This is a genomic window from Flavobacterium sp. M31R6 (assembly GCF_013284035.1).
Classification (GTDB): Bacteria; Bacteroidota; Bacteroidia; order Flavobacteriales; family Flavobacteriaceae; genus Flavobacterium.
This window is the reverse complement of sequence record NZ_CP054141.1, coordinates 496,720-517,019: the sequence shown is the minus strand read 5'-3', so window position 1 is coordinate 517,019 and position 20,300 is coordinate 496,720. Positions and strand designations below refer to the sequence as shown.

Below are 20,300 nucleotides of genomic sequence, written 5' to 3'. Positions count from 1 at the left end.
GGTTCATTTAATTTGAACCCCATTTTTTATACATTTCTTAATTTTTTTTATAATTGAATAACTCCACCTACATTGAAGCTATATCCTGCATTAAAAATTTTGTTATCAGATGCGTTGTTAATATTTGTTAAGCCATTGAAGAATTGAGTATCAATTAAAATCCCAAATTTTTCAGTAACTTCAAATTTATATCCTATTCCATAGGTCAAAGCTAATTGAAAAGAATTGATAGTACTTTTCGGGATTTCAGTACTATTTACTTTAGCGCTCAATAAGAAAGACGGGCTAAATCCAAAATTTAAATTCCATTTTCTAGTGCTTCCAAAGTGCCAGTTGGCATTTAATGGAATACTTAAATAGTTTAATTTATCTTCGTAATTTATATATGGATTAGGAGTCGTATAAATATCATATATATAATCAACAAGCATTTTATATTTACCTCCCATTTTGTCAAAAACTAATCCAGAACGTAAACTCCATCGATTATTAAAATAATAATCAGTTGTTACGCCAAATTCTGCGCCTGAATTAGAATCTGTACTTTTCCCTTCATTGTCTTCGCCAAAACCTGAATATCCAATTTTTGGAGTAATTTCAACAGTTCCTTTTTCTCGAGATTGTGCGTTTGTGAATGCAAATGAAATTACGGCAAGTAATGACAATAAAATTTTTTTCATAATAAGGGTTTATATTTTTTTTGCCGAATATAGTAAGCAAAAATCGTATAAGCAATGTAAATAGGAAAAAGTCTATTTATTTAAAACAATCGTTTAAAATCGGTAATTATTAAAGTTAATTAGGAGCCTCTAAACTATTAAACTTTGCCATTCATACATATTCATGATGAAAGTAATTAAAAATGTTTAAGTAAAAAACTACAAATCGCGTATAACTACGTATTTTTACTTATTTGTAAAGAATTGCGAATATCTAAATAAGCACCGACTCTAAGTAGATGAAATGATAATTGACGTCATTTTTTCGGTTTCATTTATAAAAAATGCATAAAAAAAGAGTCTTTTTTTGAGCTGATAACCTGACTTGTCAGCTTGAGTCAATTACCATTTATTGCGAAAAACCTATACATTTACTTCAAATAAAGATAGTTACAGTATAATTTTTACTGATTTTGTCATTTAACCAAGATTTGTTCATTGTGCTAAATGTCTCGTTGACCGTTCGCGTGAGGGATAGAAGGAAGCTACCGAAGTAGCCCGGATAGCCCGACCCCGATGAGTAAAGCGGGCGAATAAGCGGTCTTTAAAGTTGGCCCGTTTTGCTGATCGGGGTCACGCCCTAAAGATGATTAAAATATTGGTTTTGGATGTCTCAAACACTTAAAAAACAAACAATAATTAACTACAGATGAAAGAGAATCAAGCTATTTGCAACAGTTGTAGTAATGAAAATTGTTTTATAAAAAAGCATATTCATTTGCCCAACATGCAAAGTTATATAGAAAAAAAACACAGTTTTACCTGTAAAAAAACACAACAGTTCATTATAGAGGGCGCGCCCATTCAGGGGCTTTATTTTGTGCAAAAAGGAAAGGTGAAAACGGTAAAAACAGGAATCAACGGAAGGGAACAAATTGTTCGGTTTACCACGAATGGAGACACGGTTGGTTTTAGGGGGTTTGGGACGAGCAATCGGTATTTGATAGGGGCTTATGCGCTGGAGGATACAGTTTTGTGTAATTTCAACAATGAAGTGATGCTGGACATTCTTAAAAATGTTCCCGAATTCACTTATGATATGATGCTTTTTTATGCCGAGGAATTGAATAAGAGTGAGAATAACATCAGGAAGATTGCCCACATGAATGTGAGAGAGCGTGTGATTGATACCTTATTATATATCCATAGAAAATTTGGTCAAACCAATGATTTAATCAATCTTGATTTGTCCCGAAAAGAAATCGCCGATTTTGCCGGCACCACCGAAGAACAGGTAACCCGAGTAATTTCGAGTTTGAAGAGAGAGACATTAATTAAAACCGTTGGCAAGAAAATAGGATTGCAACAAATCAACAAAATGAAAATGGAAATTATGGAGCATAAGTATGTATAAGTAGTTTTGGATAATAAAATAGAATTTAGAAAGCCCTTTTGGGGCTTTTTTTGTGGAAATAAATGTCGTTTTAGGAGTATTGGAGGGAAAATAATTTTTTGACGTTGAGCTAAGTACGTATTTTAGATAAAAACTAAGTGGCCGTTGATGTCAATAATTATAGGGTTTAACAATAATTATTTGCGTTAACGCAGAAAATTAATTGTTTTCTGAATAATTTTTGTTGTGTAAAAAAGAGGTTTTAGACTGTAAAAAGCGAATACGTAAGTATAAATACGTATGTATATTTGCTTAATACTAATCAAAACCAATTTATCATGCAAAAGATTACAACCACAATACAAAAAATAAAAGCACTTAAAAAAAGAAAAAATTCAAAATCGATACTATTAGGTTTGGCCATAACATTGTTTGGTTATAACGCTGCAAATGCACAGCTAACGGCATCAGGACAATTCAGACCAAGAACAGAATTTAGAGACGGTTACAGCACTTTGCAATCAAAAGACGCCGAGACTGCTGTTTTTACTTCACAAAGAACAAGATTGAATGTTGGGTTTACAGGATATAGATTCAAATTTTTTGTTGCCGTTCAGGATGTTCGAGTTTGGGGACAAGATGCTTCAACTATTAACAGAGTAACGACTGCAGAGAATAATGGAATTCAATTGCACGAAGCCTGGGGCGAAATAATGCTGAATGACACTGTAAGTAGCATTCAAAATTTATCCTTAAAAATTGGACGTCAAGAGATTTCGTATGATGATCAAAAGGTAATAGGAGCATTGGATTGGTTACAACAAGCGCGTTACCATGACGCGATTGTTTTGAAATACTTTAACAAAGGATGGACAGCCGATTTTGGAGCCGCTTTTAACCAAAACAAAGAATTATTGGCAGGAACAATTTATAATGGTGTTCCGGCAGCAACTTCCGGTTATACCGCCGGTACCAACGGTTTGGGAACCAATTACAAATCATTGGAATATGCCTATATCGCTAAGAAATTTTTCTTTGGAGACATTTCATTTTTGTTCCTAAGCGATAATTTTAACAAATACACGAATGTAACTGCGGGAACTCCGCCTGTTGTAACCAAAGTGAATGAACAAGGAATTTGGACCCGTAACACTACTGGTTTCTACTATAATGTGAATGCTACCAGAAAATTGAAATTTGAAGGAAGTTTGTACCACCAGTTTGGACACGACAAAAACGGTCGTGGTTTGAACAGTAATTTGGCTTCGATTACATCGACTTTGCAAGTGGGCAGAAAATTGTTTGTAGGCCCTGGAATTGATTATTTATCAGGAAATGATGGGACAAAAGCCGTTACAGCGACTTCAGAGAACAATCTATTTGATCCGCTTTATGGAACGCCTCACAAATTTTGGGGAACTATGGATTACTTCTACGCATCAAGCGGTTTTGGAGCGCAAGGTTTGCTGAATTACTTTTTGAAAGCCAAATACAACTTAAAAGACAATCTAACTCTTTTTGCTGACATACACTGTTTTGAATCGGCAAACTCTTTATCTAATGGTGCTGGAGGAAAACAAACCAGCTATTTAGGAACAGAGCTTGATTTGAAAATGTCCTATAATATGACGAAAATGATCAATATTGAAGCTGGTTACTCATTCATGCAAGCAACCAATTCAATGTCATCTGCACAAGTTAAAAATGTTGCGAATGCGAACCTTACTCCACAATGGGCTTATGTGATGGTGAATATTAAACCAAACTTTTTGAACAAAAAGTAATTGAATTAACGATTTAAAAACTATAAAAATGATACAGACTAAAAAACAGATAAGCACACTTTTTACCACCTTGATGTTGGTAGTGTGCGTGGTTTTGTTCTCTTCTTTCAAAACAAATCCAAAACCGCCAATTGCTGGCGAACCGATCAAATTAGGTTTCATTCCCTTGACCGATTGTTCGCCAATCGTAATGGCCAAAGAATTGGGTTTATTCAAAAAATACGGCGTTGAGGTTGTTGTAACCAAAGAAACGTCTTGGGCTAATGTTCGTGACAAAATCTTAACTGGCGAATTAGACGGAGCACACTGTTTATACACTATGCCTTTTTCAGTGTACACTGGAGTAGGAGGAAAGGCAGGTTCTGAGATGAAAATCGCTATGATGCTTAGCGTAAACGGACAAGCAATTACACTATCCAATGATTTTTGTGGGAAAGTGGGATTCAAACAAATGAATAAAGTGACTCCTGTTGTGGCTGCCAAATTGAAAGCCGAAAAAGAAGTGACTTTTGCCATGACTTTCCCTGGAGGAACTCACGATTTATGGTTGAGAAACTGGATGTCATTGGCAGGATTAAATCAAAAAGCGGTAAAAATCATTACGATTCCGCCTCCTCAAATGGTTGCCAACATGAAAGTGGGTAACATGGATGGATACTGCGTAGGAGAGCCTTGGGGCGGTGTTGCAGTAAAACAAGGAATTGGATTTACACAAATTGCCTCTCAAGATATCTGGAAAGACCACCCAGAAAAAGCTTTGGTTGTCAACAAAGAATTTAGCGAGAAACGTCGCGAAGATTTAAAGAAAGTTATGAAAGCGATTATGGAAGCATGCATCTGGTTGGATAATCCAGCGAATCGTAAGAAAGCGGCCGCCATCATTGGGAAAGCGCCTTATGTAAACGCGCCTGCCGATGTAATTGAATCCAGACTGATGGGAGATTATAACTTAGGTTGTAACCAAGGAACCGAAGTTTATACCGATGATTATATGTTGTTTTACAAAGGAGGAACCGTAAACTACCCTCGTAAATCATACGCAATCTGGGCTATGGCACAATTTGTACGATTTGGATATTTGAAAGAAGAACCAAATTATAAAGCGATTGCCGATAAACTGATTCTACAGGATTTATACGAAGAAGTAGCCAAAAGCATGAAAATCAAAATCCCAACAGACGATATGAAACCTTTTTCTCTTACGATGGACAAAACGGTTTTCAACCCGAATAATCCATCTGCTTATTTAAAAGTGGTGAAAAAATAAGAGGAGTTACTAAGAAACTAAGTAGCTAAGATTCTAAGTCTTTTTTAAAAGTGTTATAACTTCTTTTAAATTGTTTATTAAATCTTAGCTACTTAGATTCTCAGAATCTCAGCAACTAAAAAACAACATTAAATTACAGCATTATGTCACATTCAACTACAGCAACAATCGAAACGGAGATAGTTAAAAAAAACTACGTTCTCCAAAACACTTTTGGTAAAGTAATTAAGAAAAAGAACCTTAAAAAAGCGTCACGCTATATTTTAGAAAAAGCAAAATCAATTGCGTTTGCTTGTATTGGATTGACCATTTTTTGCGGATTTTGGAGCTTATTGAGTTATTATACAAAAGATGCACTTCCTGGACCAAAGGCAACATTAACCGTTTTATTCGAAATGTTGAGCGATCCATTTTATGATTATGGCCCAAACGACAAAGGAATTGGCCTACAATTGTTTGTCTCTATAAAAACCGTTTTATTGGGATTTTCATTGGGCTCTTTATTCGCAATTCCGTTCGGAATCTTGATTGGAGCCAGTGCTTTTTTCAAAAAAATATTTTACCCTATAGTTCAGTTTTTAAAGCCAGTTTCGCCTTTGGCTTGGTTTCCTATAGGTTTGGTTGTTTTCAAAGACACCGGAATGGCGACCATATTTATAGTGTTTATCACCTCATTGTGGTCCACATTAATCAACACTGCTTTTGGGGTGGGAACGATTCCGCAAGACCATAAAAATGTAGCCAAGGCTTTTGGATTTTCAAAATGGAGATATTTAACCAAAGTTGTTTTTCCATACACCTTGCCACACATTATCACAGGATTGCGATTGAGCATCAGCGTAGCCTGGTTGGTTATCGTTGCCGGCGAAATGTTATCAGGTGGTGCAGGAATTGGATTTTTCGTATGGGACAGCTGGAATGCATTGAGTTTGGAAAAAGTGATTTCAGCCATCATCATCATCGGATTTGTGGGAATTATTTTTGACGGATTTTTTACAATGATTGAAAATAAAGTGTCTTATAAAGCTTAAATAGTTTAGAGGTTTAAAGTTGTTTAAAAGTTTAATATAGTTGAAAAACTTAAGCTTACTATCACCCAAACTTTAAACCATTAAACAACTTTAAACTTTTACCCTTAAATTTTTAAACAATATTAAACAAAAACACCATGAGCTATTTAGAAATAAAAGATTTGGAAATATCTTTTCCAACTCCAAAAGGAAAATACATTGCAGTAAAAGACATTAACCTTTCTATCAAAAAAGGTGAAATCATATCCATCATCGGACACTCAGGCTGTGGAAAATCAACCATTATGAATGCGATAGGAGGAATGCTGACCCCAACTGGCGGATCGGTATTATTAGATAATAAAAACATCAAAGGGCCAGGACCAGATCGTGGAATTGTTTTCCAAAACTATTCGTTATTGCCTTGGTTAACTGTGGAAAACAACATTTTTCAGGCGGTAGATTCTGTTATGGATTGCTCCACAGCAGAGAAACACGAAATCGTGATCAAAAACCTAAAAATGGTTAATTTGTTCCAACATAAAGATAAACTTCCTGGACAACTTTCTGGTGGAATGAAGCAAAGAGTGGCTATTGCGAGAGCTTTTGCCATTAATCCAGGAGTATTGTTGATGGACGAACCTTTTGGAGCGCTTGACGCTTTAACAAAAGGATCTATGCAGCTCGAAGTTTTAAAACTGTGGAATCTGGACAACAGAGAAAAAACTATTATAATGATTACGCACGATATCGAAGAAGCGTTGTTTTTGTCAGACCGAATTGTGGTTTTACATAATGGCCCAGCCTCTACGATTCGTGAAATAGTTACGGTAAATTTAGCAAGACCCCGAAATAAGATTGAAATCGTAAAAACCCCAGAATATATCGAATTAAGAGATCATTTATTGCATCTCTTGACTGATCATTTTTCGATTGAGGATATGGGGGTTACCTATAAAAATTAGTTAAGTTTGTTGCCAAAAAAAGCCTTTTCAACTCCTGAAAAGGCTTTTTTGTATAAAATAAAAAATTCCAAACTCCCTATATAAATATTGGAATTTGGAATTTAAGATTTAGGAATTTTTTATAAAAAATTCTTACTTTACTTCTTCTTCTTTTTTGTCAGCTGGCTGATCGTCTTTGGCTGCGTTTTTAAATTCTTTAACACCGCTTCCTAAACCTTTCATTAATTCTGGAATTTTTTTACCTCCAAAAAGTAATAAAACAACTGCCAATATAACAAGGATTTCTGGTAAACCTAATCTTCCCATGATTGAATATTTAATGCCGTAGCAAATTTGTAATAAATCTAATGTGCAAATGTATATAGAATAACTTAATACGCATTCATTTTGACTGATTTATTTGCTTTTGACAGCGTTAAATATTTTATAAAATTGTGAACTTAAGAATTCAACTACTTAGAGGAGGCTAGTGTTGGCAACGCTTTAAATTATTATATTTGTGACTTAAACAAATATCATGTCCAGAAATCGATTAAAAAAGAAGAAGTTTTTTGACAGATTATTAATCAAAAACCGATTAATAATTTTGAACGAGGATACTTTTGAGGAAATTTTTTCTTTTAAATTGAACATTATGAGCGTCTTTGTTTCGCTTTCATTGGGTGCTATTTTCCTGATTTCGATTACAACCGTTTTGATTGCTTTTACTCCTTTACGAGAATTCATACCCGGTTATTCTTCTTCTCAACTAAAGAGAGACGCAACGGTTTTGGCATTAAAATCGGATTCCCTTTCCATAGCTTTGAAGAAAAATGAAGCCTATATAAAATCGATTCAAAAAGTGCTGAACGGTGATTTGGAATACGCCAAATTCAACAAAGATTCTATCCTTTCAAGTGCTGATGAAGCTTTAGAACCAGTAGATTTATCAGCTTCTGAAAAAGAAAAGGAGTTGAGGGAAAGAGTGAATAAAGAAGAGAACACTCAGCAATCCTCCCCAAAAGGAAAGAACCTAAACACTAAAAAATAATCCGAATAGCTTCGGAATTATAACAGAATATTACAATTTTTAAACAAAGCCCAAAAGAATGTCACTAAAATCGATTGCAGCAAAAATTTTTGCACAAAAAATATATAAAAAGACACAAGCTTGGGCCAATTCTCCAGTTGAAACCCAGAAAGCTGTTTTCCAAAGTTTGATACAGACCGCTAAGCAAACTCAATTTGGGAAAGACCATGATTTTGACCAGATAAAAAGCTATGAGGATTTTGCAAAACAAGTTCCTGTTCGCGATTACGAAGCTTTGAAACCCTATGTGGATAGAGTAGTAAAGGGGGAAGAAAATATACTTTGGAAAGGGAAACCACTTTATTTTGCAAAAACTTCGGGAACGACATCGGGAGCGAAATACATTCCGTTGACCAAGGAATCAATGCCATATCATATTGAAGCAGCCCGAAATGCGATTTTGCTTTACATACACGAAACCAAAAATGCCGATTTTGTAAAGGGGAAAATGATTTTTTTGCAGGGAAGTCCCATTCTGGAAGAGAAATATGGAATAAAACTGGGAAGATTGTCTGGAATTGTGGCACATTTTGTTCCAAAATATTTGCAAAAAAACCGACTGCCTTCTTGGGAAACCAATTGTATTGAAGATTGGGAAACCAAAGTAAATGCAATTGTCAATGAAACCATTGACGAAGATATGTCCATAATTTCAGGAATTCCATCATGGGTACAAATGTATTTTGAAAAACTGCAACAAAGAGCAGGAAAGCCCGTTGGTGAGATTTTCAAGAATTTCAATTTGTTTATTTATGGTGGTGTTAATTATGAACCATACAGAGCTAAATTTGAAAACCTTATAGGCAGAAAAGTTGATAGCATCGAATTATTTCCCGCCTCGGAAGGTTTTTTTGCTTATCAGGATTCCCAAAAAGAAAAAGGAATGTTGTTGTTGCTGAATGCCGGAATTTTTTATGAATTTATAAAAAGCGAAGACTTTTTTACCGAAAGTCCAAAACGTTATACCATAGGTGAAGTGGAGTTGGGCGTAAACTATGTTTTGATTATTTCGACCAACGCAGGGCTTTGGGCTTATAATATTGGCGACACCGTTCAGTTTACTTCTTTGAAACCATATCGAGTTATTGTTTCAGGTCGAATCAAGCATTATATCTCGGCTTTTGGAGAGCATGTTATTGGCAAAGAAGTTGAACACGCTTTGCAGGAAGCCATGATAGGAACAACAATAAGAGTGAATGAATTTACTGTGGCGCCACAAATCACGCCTATTGAAGGTTTGCCGTATCATGAATGGTTTATCGAATTTGAGAACGAACCGGAAGACAGTATTGCTTTTGCGGAAGCGCTGGACAATGCCATGAGAAAACAAAACATTTACTATGATGATTTGATTGTGGGTCATGTTTTGAAAAAATTGGTTGTCACCAAAGTGGCTAAAAACGGTTTCCAGGACTATATGAAATCCATTGGGAAATTAGGGGGGCAGAATAAAATCCCAAGGCTTTCCAATGACAGGAAAATTGTGGATTTGTTAGAAAAAACCCAGGATAGTAAAGATTAATAGCATTTATTTATAAATGAAATGCTTTGGTATATAATATTATTCTTCATTAAAATTTTTGAAGTATATTTAAACAAAAAGTTCTAAAAATGAAAATCGAGAAAATAAGAATAAAAAATTTCAAAGTTTACCAAGATACTGAAATTAGAGATTTACCAAATATGTGTGTCTTTCTCGGAGCAAATGGTGCAGGAAAATCTACACTTTTTGAAGTATTCGGTTTTTTGAGTGATGCACTTAAGAGTAACGTAAAAACAGCACTTAATAAAAGAGGTGGCTATAAAGAAGTTTATTCAAGAAATGGAGTTGGTGATATTGAGATTGAAATAAAGTTCAGAAATCCTGATGTAGATGGAAAAAAACAACCTTTAATAACGTATGAACTTTCTGTTTGTTTAGGGGAAACAAACATGCCAGTTGTGTCAAAAGAAGTATTGAGTTATAGGAGAGGGAATAGAGGGAGACCTTATAGATTTTTAGAATTCACTTATGGAAAAGGAAATGCAATTGTAAACGAAAGTGAATTTGAAACTGCTAAACAAGAATTTAAAGAACAAAGAGAGGAGCAAACTTTGGATAGTCCTGATATTTTGGCAATAAAAGGGTTAGGACAATTTCAAAAATTTAATGCTATTAGTTCATTTAGAAGATTACTAGAAAATTGGTATGTTTCTAATTTTCAAATTCAAGCTGCTCAAAATATTGAAGATACTGGTTTAAGCGAACATTTATCAACTTCGGGAGATAACTTAGCTCAGGTTACCAAATATATATATGAAAACTATCCAGATACTTTTCAAAAGATTTTAGATAAAATGAAAGAGAGAGTTCCTGGTATTGATAAAGTTGAAGCGACTGAAACCATAGATGGCCGAATTGTTTTACAATTTAGTGATGGTAGTTTTAAAGACCCTTTTATTTCCAGATTTGTATCAGACGGAACGATTAAGATGTTTGCTTATTTGGTTTTACTTAATGATCCTAAACCACATCCTTTATTATGTATAGAAGAACCTGAAAATTATTTGCATCCTGAACTTTTAGTTGAATTAGCAGAAGAATTTAGAGATTATGCTAATAGAGGAGGACAAGTCTTTATATCGTCGCACTCACCGGATTTTGTAAATGCCTTAGAATTGGATGAACTTTTTTGGCTGAATAAAGACAAGGGCTTTACAAGTATAAAAAGAGCATCAGATGATGATGCAATATCCAGTTTGTTTAATGATGGTGATAAACTTGGTTATTTATGGAAACAGGGATATTTTATTGGTAGTGGACCTAAAAATTAATTTATGGCGAGAATAGAAATATTAGTCGAAGAACCATCGATGAAAGAATTTTTAACCATCTTATTACCAAATGTTCTTGATAATCAATGGAATTTGAATGGAAATTATTTTATTAGAAGTTTCGAAGGAAAAAGTGATTTGCAGAAAAACATACCATCAAAAGTAAAATTTTTAAGCAATTGGAATCACGAAGCAGTTGGAGTTGTTATTATGCAAGATCAAGACAGTTCAGATTGTAAAATACTTAAACAAAAACTTTTAAATATTTGTAATCAAAATGGTAATTGCCCGAAATTAGTTCGGATAATTTGCAGAGAACTTGAATCTTGGTATATAGGTGATTTTGTAGCTGTAAATAAAGCTTATCCAAGTTTTAAGCACCAAAATTATATAAATAAATCAAAATTTAGGATACCAGATAACTGCAATGCTTTTGATGAGATAAAAAAAATAGTTCCAGATTTTCAAAAAGTAGGAGGGGCCAAAAAAATAGCTCCATTTATAAATGTTGAAACTAATAAATCAGAAAGTTTTCAACAAACAATAAGTGGTGTAATACGTTTTTTTGAGACCATAAAAGATTAAGTTATAAAATTTAAAAGGATTTGATTTATCATTTGATCCTAATTGAAGGAAGGTTTTTCAGAAACAAAGCAGAAAATAAAAAACAATAATACCCTTACATTTGAGATTATAAAAGTAAAACAGAATGAAAGAAACCAAAAATATATCTAGATCTAGAGCACAGGAATCGTCGGCGGCAATTGAAAAAATGTACATTACGATGCGCCATCTTTTCAATAGAGGATTTTACAAACCGATGGGAATTTCTGGTGACACATTAAGAGAAGCATTATTGGCTCTAAGACCTGAAATCTATGGAAATATTGCCGAAGAAAAAGTCGAGTTAAATGGACTTTTATATGTTATAGAACGTTTACCGATTGGAATCGAGGAGTGCCGTTTTATTAATTTAACTTCGGATGAAGGGTATTCCAAATCGCATTTCAAAGCGATAGTTCCTCCAAAAAGACGTCGCAATTGCTATCGTATAGACGAAGAACAAATGAATGTTGAAATCACCAGAGGGCGATCGGACATTTATGATATATTGACCCATTTGACGTTTATTTTCATTGAATCCCATAAAATTAGAAATAGAGTTTTATTGGATGATGCAGGCGAGGTCTCCCGTGATTGGACAAAACTGGAAATTGCAGTATCTCAAAGCAAGAAATTGACTTTGGTCGAAAAAGAGAAAGCTATTTCTCATGCAGCCAATATTCTGGGCAGAACTTTCGAAGAAGTTTTGGATATTTATGATTCTTTTGGAAGTGAAGCTGCGCCGGATCGTTTTTTGCATGTAATTTATTGGCTCGGAAAACTGGCGATAGAAGAAGTTGTTGACAGTAATAAAAGAACCATTACATTTAGTCCTATCCTTCGTGAGCGCTTGGGACATCATATTCACGGAGAAGTTTGGGCAACCAACATCAAAGAAGTTTTGAAAGCCAATCAGTTGTTGGATAGACCAATTCATGTGATTAGTGCCAATATGCACTCGGTGATGAATTCCATTTTTGCCACACCAATTTTGAAAACAAAGTTCAAGGATAAGTCAGACTTCTTTATTTACGAAGAATTGAGTAAGTCTGGCGCCAATGAAGTTCGTAATCAAGTTGAAGCTGTAGCATTGAAACAAGGAATGATTTTCTTGCCGGATACGTCCGGAACCAATATTGATGTACAAATTTTTGATACGGCGCAAATAGATTGGGCAAAAACATCATTTCCAAAGGCAGAATTAGGTGAGAAAAAACCAGTTCTTATTGTAATGGATTATGCTTTTGGAGAACAAGCCTATGAAACGATAGACGAATTATTGAAACCCTATAAAAAAGACACTTTGCTTAACGTAAGATCGGTTTCGATTATGGGAAAAGCAGGAATTCTGGAAGGAGGAAAAGGCGATATTATGATTCCGAATGCCCATATCAATGAAGGGACGGCAGACAATTATTTCTTTAAAAATGAGTTAACCGCTGACATGTTTGAGGGCAATGACATCGCTGTTTTTGCCGGACCAATGGTTACGGTTTTAGGAACATCATTGCAAAACAGGGACTTATTAAAGTTTTTTCATGAATCGACTTGGGGCGTTATTGGTTTGGAAATGGAAGGGTCTTATTACCAAAAAGCTATTCAATCGGCTTCCAAAATCAGAAAAAGTGTTCCTCAGGACGTTAAAGTACGTTATGCTTATTATGCTTCTGATAACCCATTGGAAACCGGTAGTACGTTGGCTTCAGGAGGTCTGGGAACCACCGGTGTAAAACCGACCTATCTGATTACGATTAAAATATTAGAACAAATTTTTAATATAAAATAACAATACAGTATGAGTGTACAAAAAGAAAATAATCCAGAGAACCCTGAAATTGACTTACTGACTGTTTTTAGCAGAATAGGGGATTTCTTTGAGTGGATTAATACTTTGTTGTTTAGAATCATTCGGTTTTTTGTAAAAAATGCAATCGCTGTGGCTGTTTTGATTGTTTTGGGTTTTGGGATTGGTTTTTTGCTAGAAAAAGTCAACAGAAACTATGAGCAAAAAATTATAGTCGCTCCAAATTTTAAATCGGCAGAATATTTATACTCTAAAATCGAATTTTTAGCTTCAAAAGCGGCATTAAGAGATACTTTATTTTTTAAATCTATTGGCATTCAAAAACCTTCTTCGATAGTTTCAATTGCTATAGAACCAATTGTGGATGTTTACAACTTGATGAATAAGAATGGTGAAAATGTGGATTTGCTTCAATTGATGGCACAAAATGGGGATCTTAAATCAATTATCAAGGAAACAACAACCAATAAAAATTACGATCTCCAAACCATTACCATAAAAACTTTGGGTTCTGTTACTGTAAATCAAACTGTAGAACCCCTTTTAAACTATTTGAATACAAGTTCCTATTTTGATACCTATAAAAAGATTAATTCTCAAAATATTTCAAATAATATAAAGACAAAAGAAGCTACAATTCTTCAAATAGATGCAATTTTGAACCAGTTTTCAGGTACTTATGGTAATCATCCCAATAACGAAAAATTGGTTTATTATAATGAAAATTTAAATTTGGGTGCTGTTATTAAAACCAAAGATTCTTTGGTCAATCAAATTGATAAATTAAAAATAGAACAATACAACACTGACAAGACCATAAAGGAAAGAGGTGTAGTTTTGAACATAAAAAACAATAAAAGTATAAAAGGAAAACTAATTTTTATCCTGCCATTAGTGTTTGTTGGTCTTTTTGTTTTATATCATTTTTTCACTTCTTTTTACAAAAAGCAATCTTTGAAAGCAAATCTAAAATTGAAATAAATAATGATTGTGAAGAAGCAAATATGTTAAAAAAAACACGGAATCAACTACTGAAAATCAACAAAAATCCATTTGTTCAACAAAGTTTAATCACTTTGATTTTGAGGTTTTTTGGGGTAATTACGTTATTTGGTTTCACCGTATTTCTAACCAAAACCTATCCTCCTAAAATTGTTGGACAATATGATTTTGTTCGTTCTTTTCTGTTGGTAGTTGGCAGTATTTGTTTGTTGGGCTGCGATCAGTCTGTTTTGTATTTTAAAGGAAGGCTCGGAGGCTCAAATACTTTAGAGGGAATTAAAAAAGTATATGCAAAAATGGTCGGATTGTTGTTATTGATGTCAATTCTGCTTTTATGTGTTTTTTGGTTTATTGACGAACAATTTGTAAACAATTATTTCTCCGATCCTGGAGTTTACGACATTCTTTTAAAATCAATTATGATATTGTTTTTTTATGGTTTGACAACGTTGAATACCGAAGTTTTTAGGGCATTGGACCATTTTTATGTTGCAGAACTTTTTAGAAATACCATTAAATATATCCCGCTGATTGTTGGGGCAATTTTGCTGTCTTATTTTGATAAAAAAGCCTATTTGGTTACCGTTTTCTTGGTTGGTTTTGTTCTTCTTTCGTTAATAACAACAATTATAATTTTCATTTATTTCAGCAAAGCTAAAAATCAAAGTGAAAATGTTGTTTTTACGTATAAAGATATACTTACAAAATCTTATCCCATAGCAATTAGTGGGATGGCTTTGTTTTTATTAACGAGTTTTGATATTCTTTTTTTAAAAAAATACAGAGATGATGCTACAGTTGCATTTTATTCGGTTGCGGTAAAATTAATGACTATTCTTTCGATGGTAATCATCACGGTTAATATCACGGTTTCGGCTAAAATTTCGGAATATTTCTTTAGTAAAAGCAAAACAGATTTGATCAAAACAATTCAGCATGCCTCACGGTTAATATTTCTATTGACTTTTCCCGCAGTGCTTATCATTTGTTTTTTCCCAGAATATATTTTAGGTTTTTTTGGAAAGGGATACGTAGCTGCCAAGGATGCTTTGTTAATTTTAATCATTGGTCAAGGAATTTGTTCAGCCTTTGGAACAGCACCTGTTTATTTGAACATGACTGGGAGACAGCATGTTTTTCAGATCATTTTAATTGTTGCCGTGCTTATAAATTTTATTCTGAATAGGATATTAATACCTCAATATGGAATGACGGGGGCTGCAACAGCTTTTGTGGTTAGTTCTGTTTTGTGGAATAGTATTGCGGCTGTCGTGATTTATAAAAAGGATAAAGTGAATGTTTTTTTGAACTAAAATTCAAGAATGAGAGTAGTACATATTATAAATAGTTTAGCATCTGGAGGCGCCGAGAAATTACTTCTGGACACTATCCCTATTTATAAATCTAAAGGAATAGAAGTTGACCTATTGCTGTTAAACGGAAGTCCAAGTCCTTTTTTGGAGGCATTAAAAGAAACAGGTTGTTGTTCGATTTATTCGCTGGGTTTACAATCAGTATATAATCCGATGCAGGTTTTTAAATTAATTCCCTTTTTGAAAAAATATGACATTGCACAGGTTCATTTATTTCCATCTCAATATTGGGTTGTCTTGGCAAAGATTTTGTCTTTTTCTAAAATTAAATTAATAGTAACAGAACACAACTCGACAAATCCAAGATTAGAGAATCGTTTCATTGCCGTGTTCGATCGCCTTTTTTATCGATTTTATGATAAAGTAATCTGTGTCTCAAATGAAATTTCAAATACATTTATAAATTATACAGGTTTAAAAGCATCTAAATTTACTGTTATTGAAAATGGGATTGATTTACAAAAAATGTATACAGCACAACCGTATTTTAAAAATGAAACCTCTAATCTTTTTAGTGCTCAAGATTTTGTGATGATACAGGTTGCACGATTCGACAAACAAAAAGACCAAGAAACAATAATTCATTCCTTAAAGTATTTGCCCGAAAATATAAAGCTTATTTTGGTGGGCGATGGAATTTTTAAAATAAAATGCCAAGCGTTAGTTCAAGAGTTGCAATTGCAGGAGCGTGTTGTTTTTTTAGGATTAAGAATGGATGTGCCAAGATTATTAAAATCAGCCGATGTGGTTGTTTTATCTTCAAGACATGAAGGTTTGTCTTTGTCGAGTATTGAAGGAATGGCTTCAGGAAAACCATTTGTGGCTTCAGACGTGCCTGGTTTGCAGAGAATAGTTAGCGATGCAGGTGTTTTATTCAAACAAGGAAACGCGAAGGATTTAGCCAATACAATCGAAAAGCTAATGATTAATGAAACGTATTATCAAGAAATTGTAATTTCATGTTTAAAAAGAGCAGAGCAATATGACATTCAAATTATGGTTGATAAACACCTACATTTGTACCAAACAATAGTATAATTATGCAAGTTTTAATCAAAAGAAGTACGGCGACTTTTATTGTATTATTTGTACTCAATTTATTGGTTACGGTCCTTGCATTCTATGTTTTGCCAAAACGATTTTTTTATGATGCAGTTGTTATTGCGCTTGATAAAGGTAATGAAATCGGATTTTTTGGAAGTTACCCGCTTACTATTTTATTTTATAAAATTACAGGCTTGCGGTATTTGCCTTTTTCAATAGTTGGATTGATTCAATTTCCCATTTTGATGTATGTTCTATATAAAATTGGAATTCCAACTGACTTCCAAAAATTAAACATAAAAAACATACTTGTTTATCTGGGAATCTTGATGATAGCCATTTTTATGTCAATGCCTTCGAAAGAATTTATCACCTATTTGTTTGTTTCCCTGATTGTTTTTTTATTCTTAAATGAGAAGATTGCGTTTCGAACAGCACTTTTTTCATCTTTATTTTTGTTGGCACTTTTTGGTATTTTGTATCGCCCTTATTTTTTTCTGATTCCAATTATTGCCGTTGTAATGTATGGAACAAGCGGTGTAAATTTTAAGAGTAAGACACTGACGACGGTTTTTTACGGAATAGTAATAGCCATATTTTTATCCTTAATTTATGGACTGGTAACAGGGCATTATTTCTCTGAAATCAGCAGGGAAGTGGTAAATAGTTCCAGGATAGGATCGGCAGATGCCAATTCCAGCATTATATCTCCAGTAAAACCAGATACTTGGTATGGGGAAACTATTGGCATTTTGTATGGTTTTTTCTCCGTAAATATCCCGGTCAACGGATTCAAGTATATTTTTTCTCCTCAGATATTGGTTTTTGTGATCTGGCAGCTTTTTTTGTTTTACATTCTGCTTGTGCGATTTTCCAGATGCATTGTAACGAGAGATACACACAAAAAGGAACTTTGGATTTTACTTATTTTGTTTGCATTTTTTATCGTTCAAGGTGTTTTCGAACCTGATTTAGGGTCGGCAGTTCGACACAAAATAGGTGTTTTCCCTCTAATTTATTATGCATTATATTATGACCATTTCAGAAAAAAACTTTACTAAAATATTAAATGGTTTTCTGGCAGTATTGGCCATTACAATGATTTTTAGAAAACCCTGTACCTTGTTGATTATATTATTTGCAGTTTTTAATTTATTTTTTATAAAAAAGCTTAATTATTCCAAGCAATCCTTGATTTTATTATTGCTTATTGCATCTCCATTACTACTGGAAATAGTAATGTTTTGGAACAATGATTCTTTTTCTAAAGGTTTAAAATCATTAGAAAAATACAGTTCACTTCTTGTTTTTTCGTTATTTATTTTGGGGAACTATCAAAGGATTCAATTTCTAAAAATTCTTCTATTTTATAGTGTGATAACGACGGGAATTATATTTTTTTTCTTCATCCGATTCATTATTTATTATCCGGAATTGTTTTATAAATATTTAAATGGAAACGATTTATGGGAGATGGGATATGAGTTTTCGAACAGCATTGGTATTCATGCACCGGCATTAAATATGCATTTGGCTTTTGTATCTATTAGCTGTCTTTTTTTTGTTTTTAATTCCTTTCGGTTACGCGAAAAGGGATTACTTAAAATGGGGAGTATTTTAGTTTTTGTACTTTCTTTTTTCTTTGTGCTATTTGTTAATACAAGAATGGCTTTGCTAAATGTATTAGTTGGGTTTGCGTTGGTTTTTTTCGGAGAGGTGATTCGTAAATTCAATTTTAAAAAAGTAATTGGAATTTTAGTAGTTTTAATCTTTGTATTGGGCGGTATACTTTACATTTTTGTTCAAAATAACCCCTATATGAAGGAGAAATATTCGTCGGTAACCTTTGCTTATATGGATAAAGTAGGGAAACTGGACGAAATTGATCATCCAGAATATAGAGTGTTTAATTCTCTTGTAACTCGCGTTTCCATATGGAAATCAGCCTGGGAACTTGCAAAAAAAAATCTTCTTTTTGGTGTTGGTGCTTCGGATGGAAAACCAGAATTAATTAAATATTTCAAACAAACCAATCAGCAATTTTTGGCAAAATATGAATTTCCAACGCACAATCAATTTCTTGATTTTTTAATAAAATTTGGAATATTGGGCCCTTTGATTGTGTTGCTCTATATTTTTACAATTGGCTATTTGGGGTTTAGTTTAAAAAACGCAGTAGTACTTTCTTTCTTCTTCCTTTTCTTCACCTCCAATCTCACCGATGATTTTTTGTTGCGTTTTGACGGTATCGCTTTTAGCGGATTGTGGATGGCTGTTTTTGGCAGCCATTGGTTACAGCAAAAAGTTATTGCTGATAAAGAGCAGCAAGAGCTTTAAAATTTTTGTTTTTATCAAATAAATCATTACATCTTTTTAAGGCATTATCGCCAAATTGATTCCTAATTTTGTCGTCTTTTAACAGTTGCAAATAGTCATCAAGTTCCTCAATTTCATTAAAAAGAAAGCCTGTTTCATTGTGAACAACGATGTCTTTGTTGCCTATAATATTGGTTGCCAAAATCGGTTTTTTCATAGCCATTGCTTCCAAAACGGCGATAGGCATTCCTTCCCAAAGAGAGGTTTGAATATAAATATCTATGACACTGAGTTCTTTCAACGCTTCATTTCTATCCATGAACCAACCTGTAATTTTTATATTGGGTGCTGTTAATGTTGAATTTAATTCACCGTCTCCTATCCAAACAAAATTAAAATCAGGAAAACGCAACGCAATCGTGTTGAATAGTTCTGGGTTTCTGGCAGTAGTAATTCTGGCGACAATCCCAATTGTTAAGGTTTGATTTTTGGGTTTTACGGATTGGCGACTAACTTCATCAATATTGATACCGTTGCGAATCAACATTGATTTTCCAATTTTTTTGGCGATTTCATATTCCGTGTCTCCACAGGCAATTGTTATACCGCCAAATAATTGCTGAAAACTTTTTTCAATGAACCAATATGTTTTTTTTGTCAAATTTGAAATGTCTGTTCTAAGGAAAGAGTAACCATGTGGGGTGTAAAATAGTTGTATTCTTTTGAACAGTAAAAAACAAGCAATCCTTCCTAGAACACCAGCTTTTGAAGAGTGAAGATGAATGACATCCGGATTTAATTTTTGAAGTTCTTTTCGTAAATGAAGAATGGATTTAAAATCTTGAATTGGTGAAAAATCGCGAACCATATTTATTTTTATCAACGACACCCCTTTTGAAAATTCATATTCAATTTTTTCAGGATCGATTTCTTTACGATTTCCACTATAGATAATGGTAGTAGATAGGTCTTTTACTACTTCATCATCTCCAAAATAAAAGGACAAGTCTTTGAAATAAGTATAAACGCCTCCTCCTAATGCTTCAATTATATGGACAACTTTCAAAATTGCTAATTTTATTGGAACAAAAATAGTTTAAAGTTGACTAACTATAATTTTTTTGATCGAGAGTGTGGTTTTGGCATTAATTAAACATGATTTGATGACAAAATGTTTAGTGCTTAATCATTTATCAG

The 20,300-nt window shown here is 33.5% G+C and carries 18 protein-coding genes; 15 read left to right on the top strand and 3 right to left on the bottom strand.

Annotated elements, in window-relative coordinates:
- Positions 1-47 precede the first annotated feature (47 nt).
- Positions 48-680, bottom strand: coding sequence for a porin family protein (locus tag HQN62_RS02160; RefSeq protein ID WP_173503146.1), 633 nt, complete (start codon positions 678-680; stop codon positions 48-50).
- 688 nt (positions 681-1,368) lie between these two features.
- On the opposite strand from HQN62_RS02160, the gene HQN62_RS02155 reads away from it, so the two are divergent.
- The 5 genes from HQN62_RS02155 (at position 1,369) to HQN62_RS02135 (ending at position 7,078) form a co-directional block, all read left to right on the top strand.
- Positions 1,369-2,073, top strand: a complete 705-nt coding sequence (locus HQN62_RS02155) for a Crp/Fnr family transcriptional regulator (protein ID WP_173503145.1) — start codon at positions 1,369-1,371, stop codon at positions 2,071-2,073.
- Between the two features lie 317 nt (positions 2,074-2,390).
- Positions 2,391-3,836, top strand: coding sequence for an alginate export family protein (locus tag HQN62_RS02150; RefSeq protein WP_173503144.1), 1,446 nt, complete (start codon positions 2,391-2,393; stop codon positions 3,834-3,836).
- 28 nt (positions 3,837-3,864) lie between these two features.
- Positions 3,865-5,103 carry a CmpA/NrtA family ABC transporter substrate-binding protein gene (locus tag HQN62_RS02145; protein WP_173503143.1) on the top strand — a complete coding sequence of 413 codons (1,239 nt, stop codon included), beginning with the start codon at positions 3,865-3,867 and terminating at the stop codon, positions 5,101-5,103.
- Positions 5,104-5,246: 143 nt separating this feature from the next.
- On the top strand, positions 5,247-6,134 hold the full coding sequence (ntrB, locus tag HQN62_RS02140) for a nitrate ABC transporter permease (protein WP_173503142.1): 888 nt from the start codon (positions 5,247-5,249) through the stop codon (positions 6,132-6,134).
- Positions 6,135-6,271: 137 nt separating this feature from the next.
- Entirely contained in the window at positions 6,272-7,078 is an 807-nt protein-coding gene (locus HQN62_RS02135; RefSeq protein ID WP_173503141.1) for an ABC transporter ATP-binding protein, read from the top strand.
- Positions 7,079-7,210: 132 nt separating this feature from the next.
- Here the strand turns inward: HQN62_RS02135 and tatA are convergent, their stop codons facing one another.
- Entirely contained in the window at positions 7,211-7,384 is a 174-nt protein-coding gene (gene tatA / locus HQN62_RS02130; protein ID WP_173503140.1) for a twin-arginine translocase TatA/TatE family subunit, read from the bottom strand.
- A gap of 328 nt (positions 7,385-7,712) precedes the next feature.
- On the opposite strand from tatA, the gene HQN62_RS02125 reads away from it, so the two are divergent.
- The 10 genes from HQN62_RS02125 (at position 7,713) to HQN62_RS02080 (ending at position 19,124) form a co-directional block, all read left to right on the top strand.
- The gene (locus tag HQN62_RS02125; protein WP_371811630.1) at positions 7,713-8,108 is read left to right on the top strand and encodes a peptidase; all 396 of its coding nucleotides are present in this window, start codon (positions 7,713-7,715) and stop codon (positions 8,106-8,108) included.
- 58 nt (positions 8,109-8,166) lie between these two features.
- Positions 8,167-9,669 carry a GH3 auxin-responsive promoter family protein gene (locus HQN62_RS02120; RefSeq protein ID WP_173503139.1) on the top strand — a complete coding sequence of 501 codons (1,503 nt, stop codon included), beginning with the start codon at positions 8,167-8,169 and terminating at the stop codon, positions 9,667-9,669.
- Positions 9,670-9,758: 89 nt separating this feature from the next.
- A complete protein-coding gene (locus HQN62_RS02115; RefSeq protein WP_173503138.1) occupies positions 9,759-10,961 on the top strand; it encodes an AAA family ATPase in 1,203 nt (400 codons plus the stop codon).
- A 3-nt stretch (positions 10,962-10,964) separates the two neighbouring features.
- Positions 10,965-11,546 (top strand): DUF4276 family protein, encoded by a 582-nt coding sequence (locus HQN62_RS02110; protein WP_173503137.1) that lies wholly within the window; start codon positions 10,965-10,967, stop codon positions 11,544-11,546.
- A gap of 124 nt (positions 11,547-11,670) precedes the next feature.
- Entirely contained in the window at positions 11,671-13,350 is a 1,680-nt protein-coding gene (locus tag HQN62_RS02105; RefSeq protein ID WP_173503136.1) for a DUF6909 family protein, read from the top strand.
- 9 nt (positions 13,351-13,359) lie between these two features.
- Positions 13,360-14,349, top strand: a complete 990-nt coding sequence (locus HQN62_RS02100) for a hypothetical protein (RefSeq protein ID WP_173503135.1) — start codon at positions 13,360-13,362, stop codon at positions 14,347-14,349.
- 23 nt (positions 14,350-14,372) lie between these two features.
- Positions 14,373-15,683, top strand: coding sequence for an MATE family efflux transporter (locus HQN62_RS02095; protein WP_173503134.1), 1,311 nt, complete (start codon positions 14,373-14,375; stop codon positions 15,681-15,683).
- Positions 15,684-15,692: 9 nt separating this feature from the next.
- On the top strand, positions 15,693-16,781 hold the full coding sequence (locus tag HQN62_RS02090) for a glycosyltransferase (protein WP_173503133.1): 1,089 nt from the start codon (positions 15,693-15,695) through the stop codon (positions 16,779-16,781).
- Positions 16,782-16,783: 2 nt separating this feature from the next.
- Positions 16,784-17,848 (top strand): hypothetical protein, encoded by a 1,065-nt coding sequence (locus tag HQN62_RS02085; protein WP_173503132.1) that lies wholly within the window; start codon positions 16,784-16,786, stop codon positions 17,846-17,848.
- Entirely contained in the window at positions 17,820-19,124 is a 1,305-nt protein-coding gene (locus HQN62_RS02080; protein WP_173503131.1) for an O-antigen ligase family protein, read from the top strand. Before HQN62_RS02085 ends, HQN62_RS02080 begins: the two co-directional genes overlap by 29 nt.
- Here HQN62_RS02080 and HQN62_RS02075 read toward each other — a convergent pair.
- Positions 19,093-20,169, bottom strand: coding sequence for a glycosyltransferase (locus tag HQN62_RS02075; protein WP_173503130.1), 1,077 nt, complete (start codon positions 20,167-20,169; stop codon positions 19,093-19,095). The two genes, HQN62_RS02080 and HQN62_RS02075, sit on opposite strands and share 32 nt — an antisense overlap.
- Positions 20,170-20,300 lie beyond the last annotated feature (131 nt).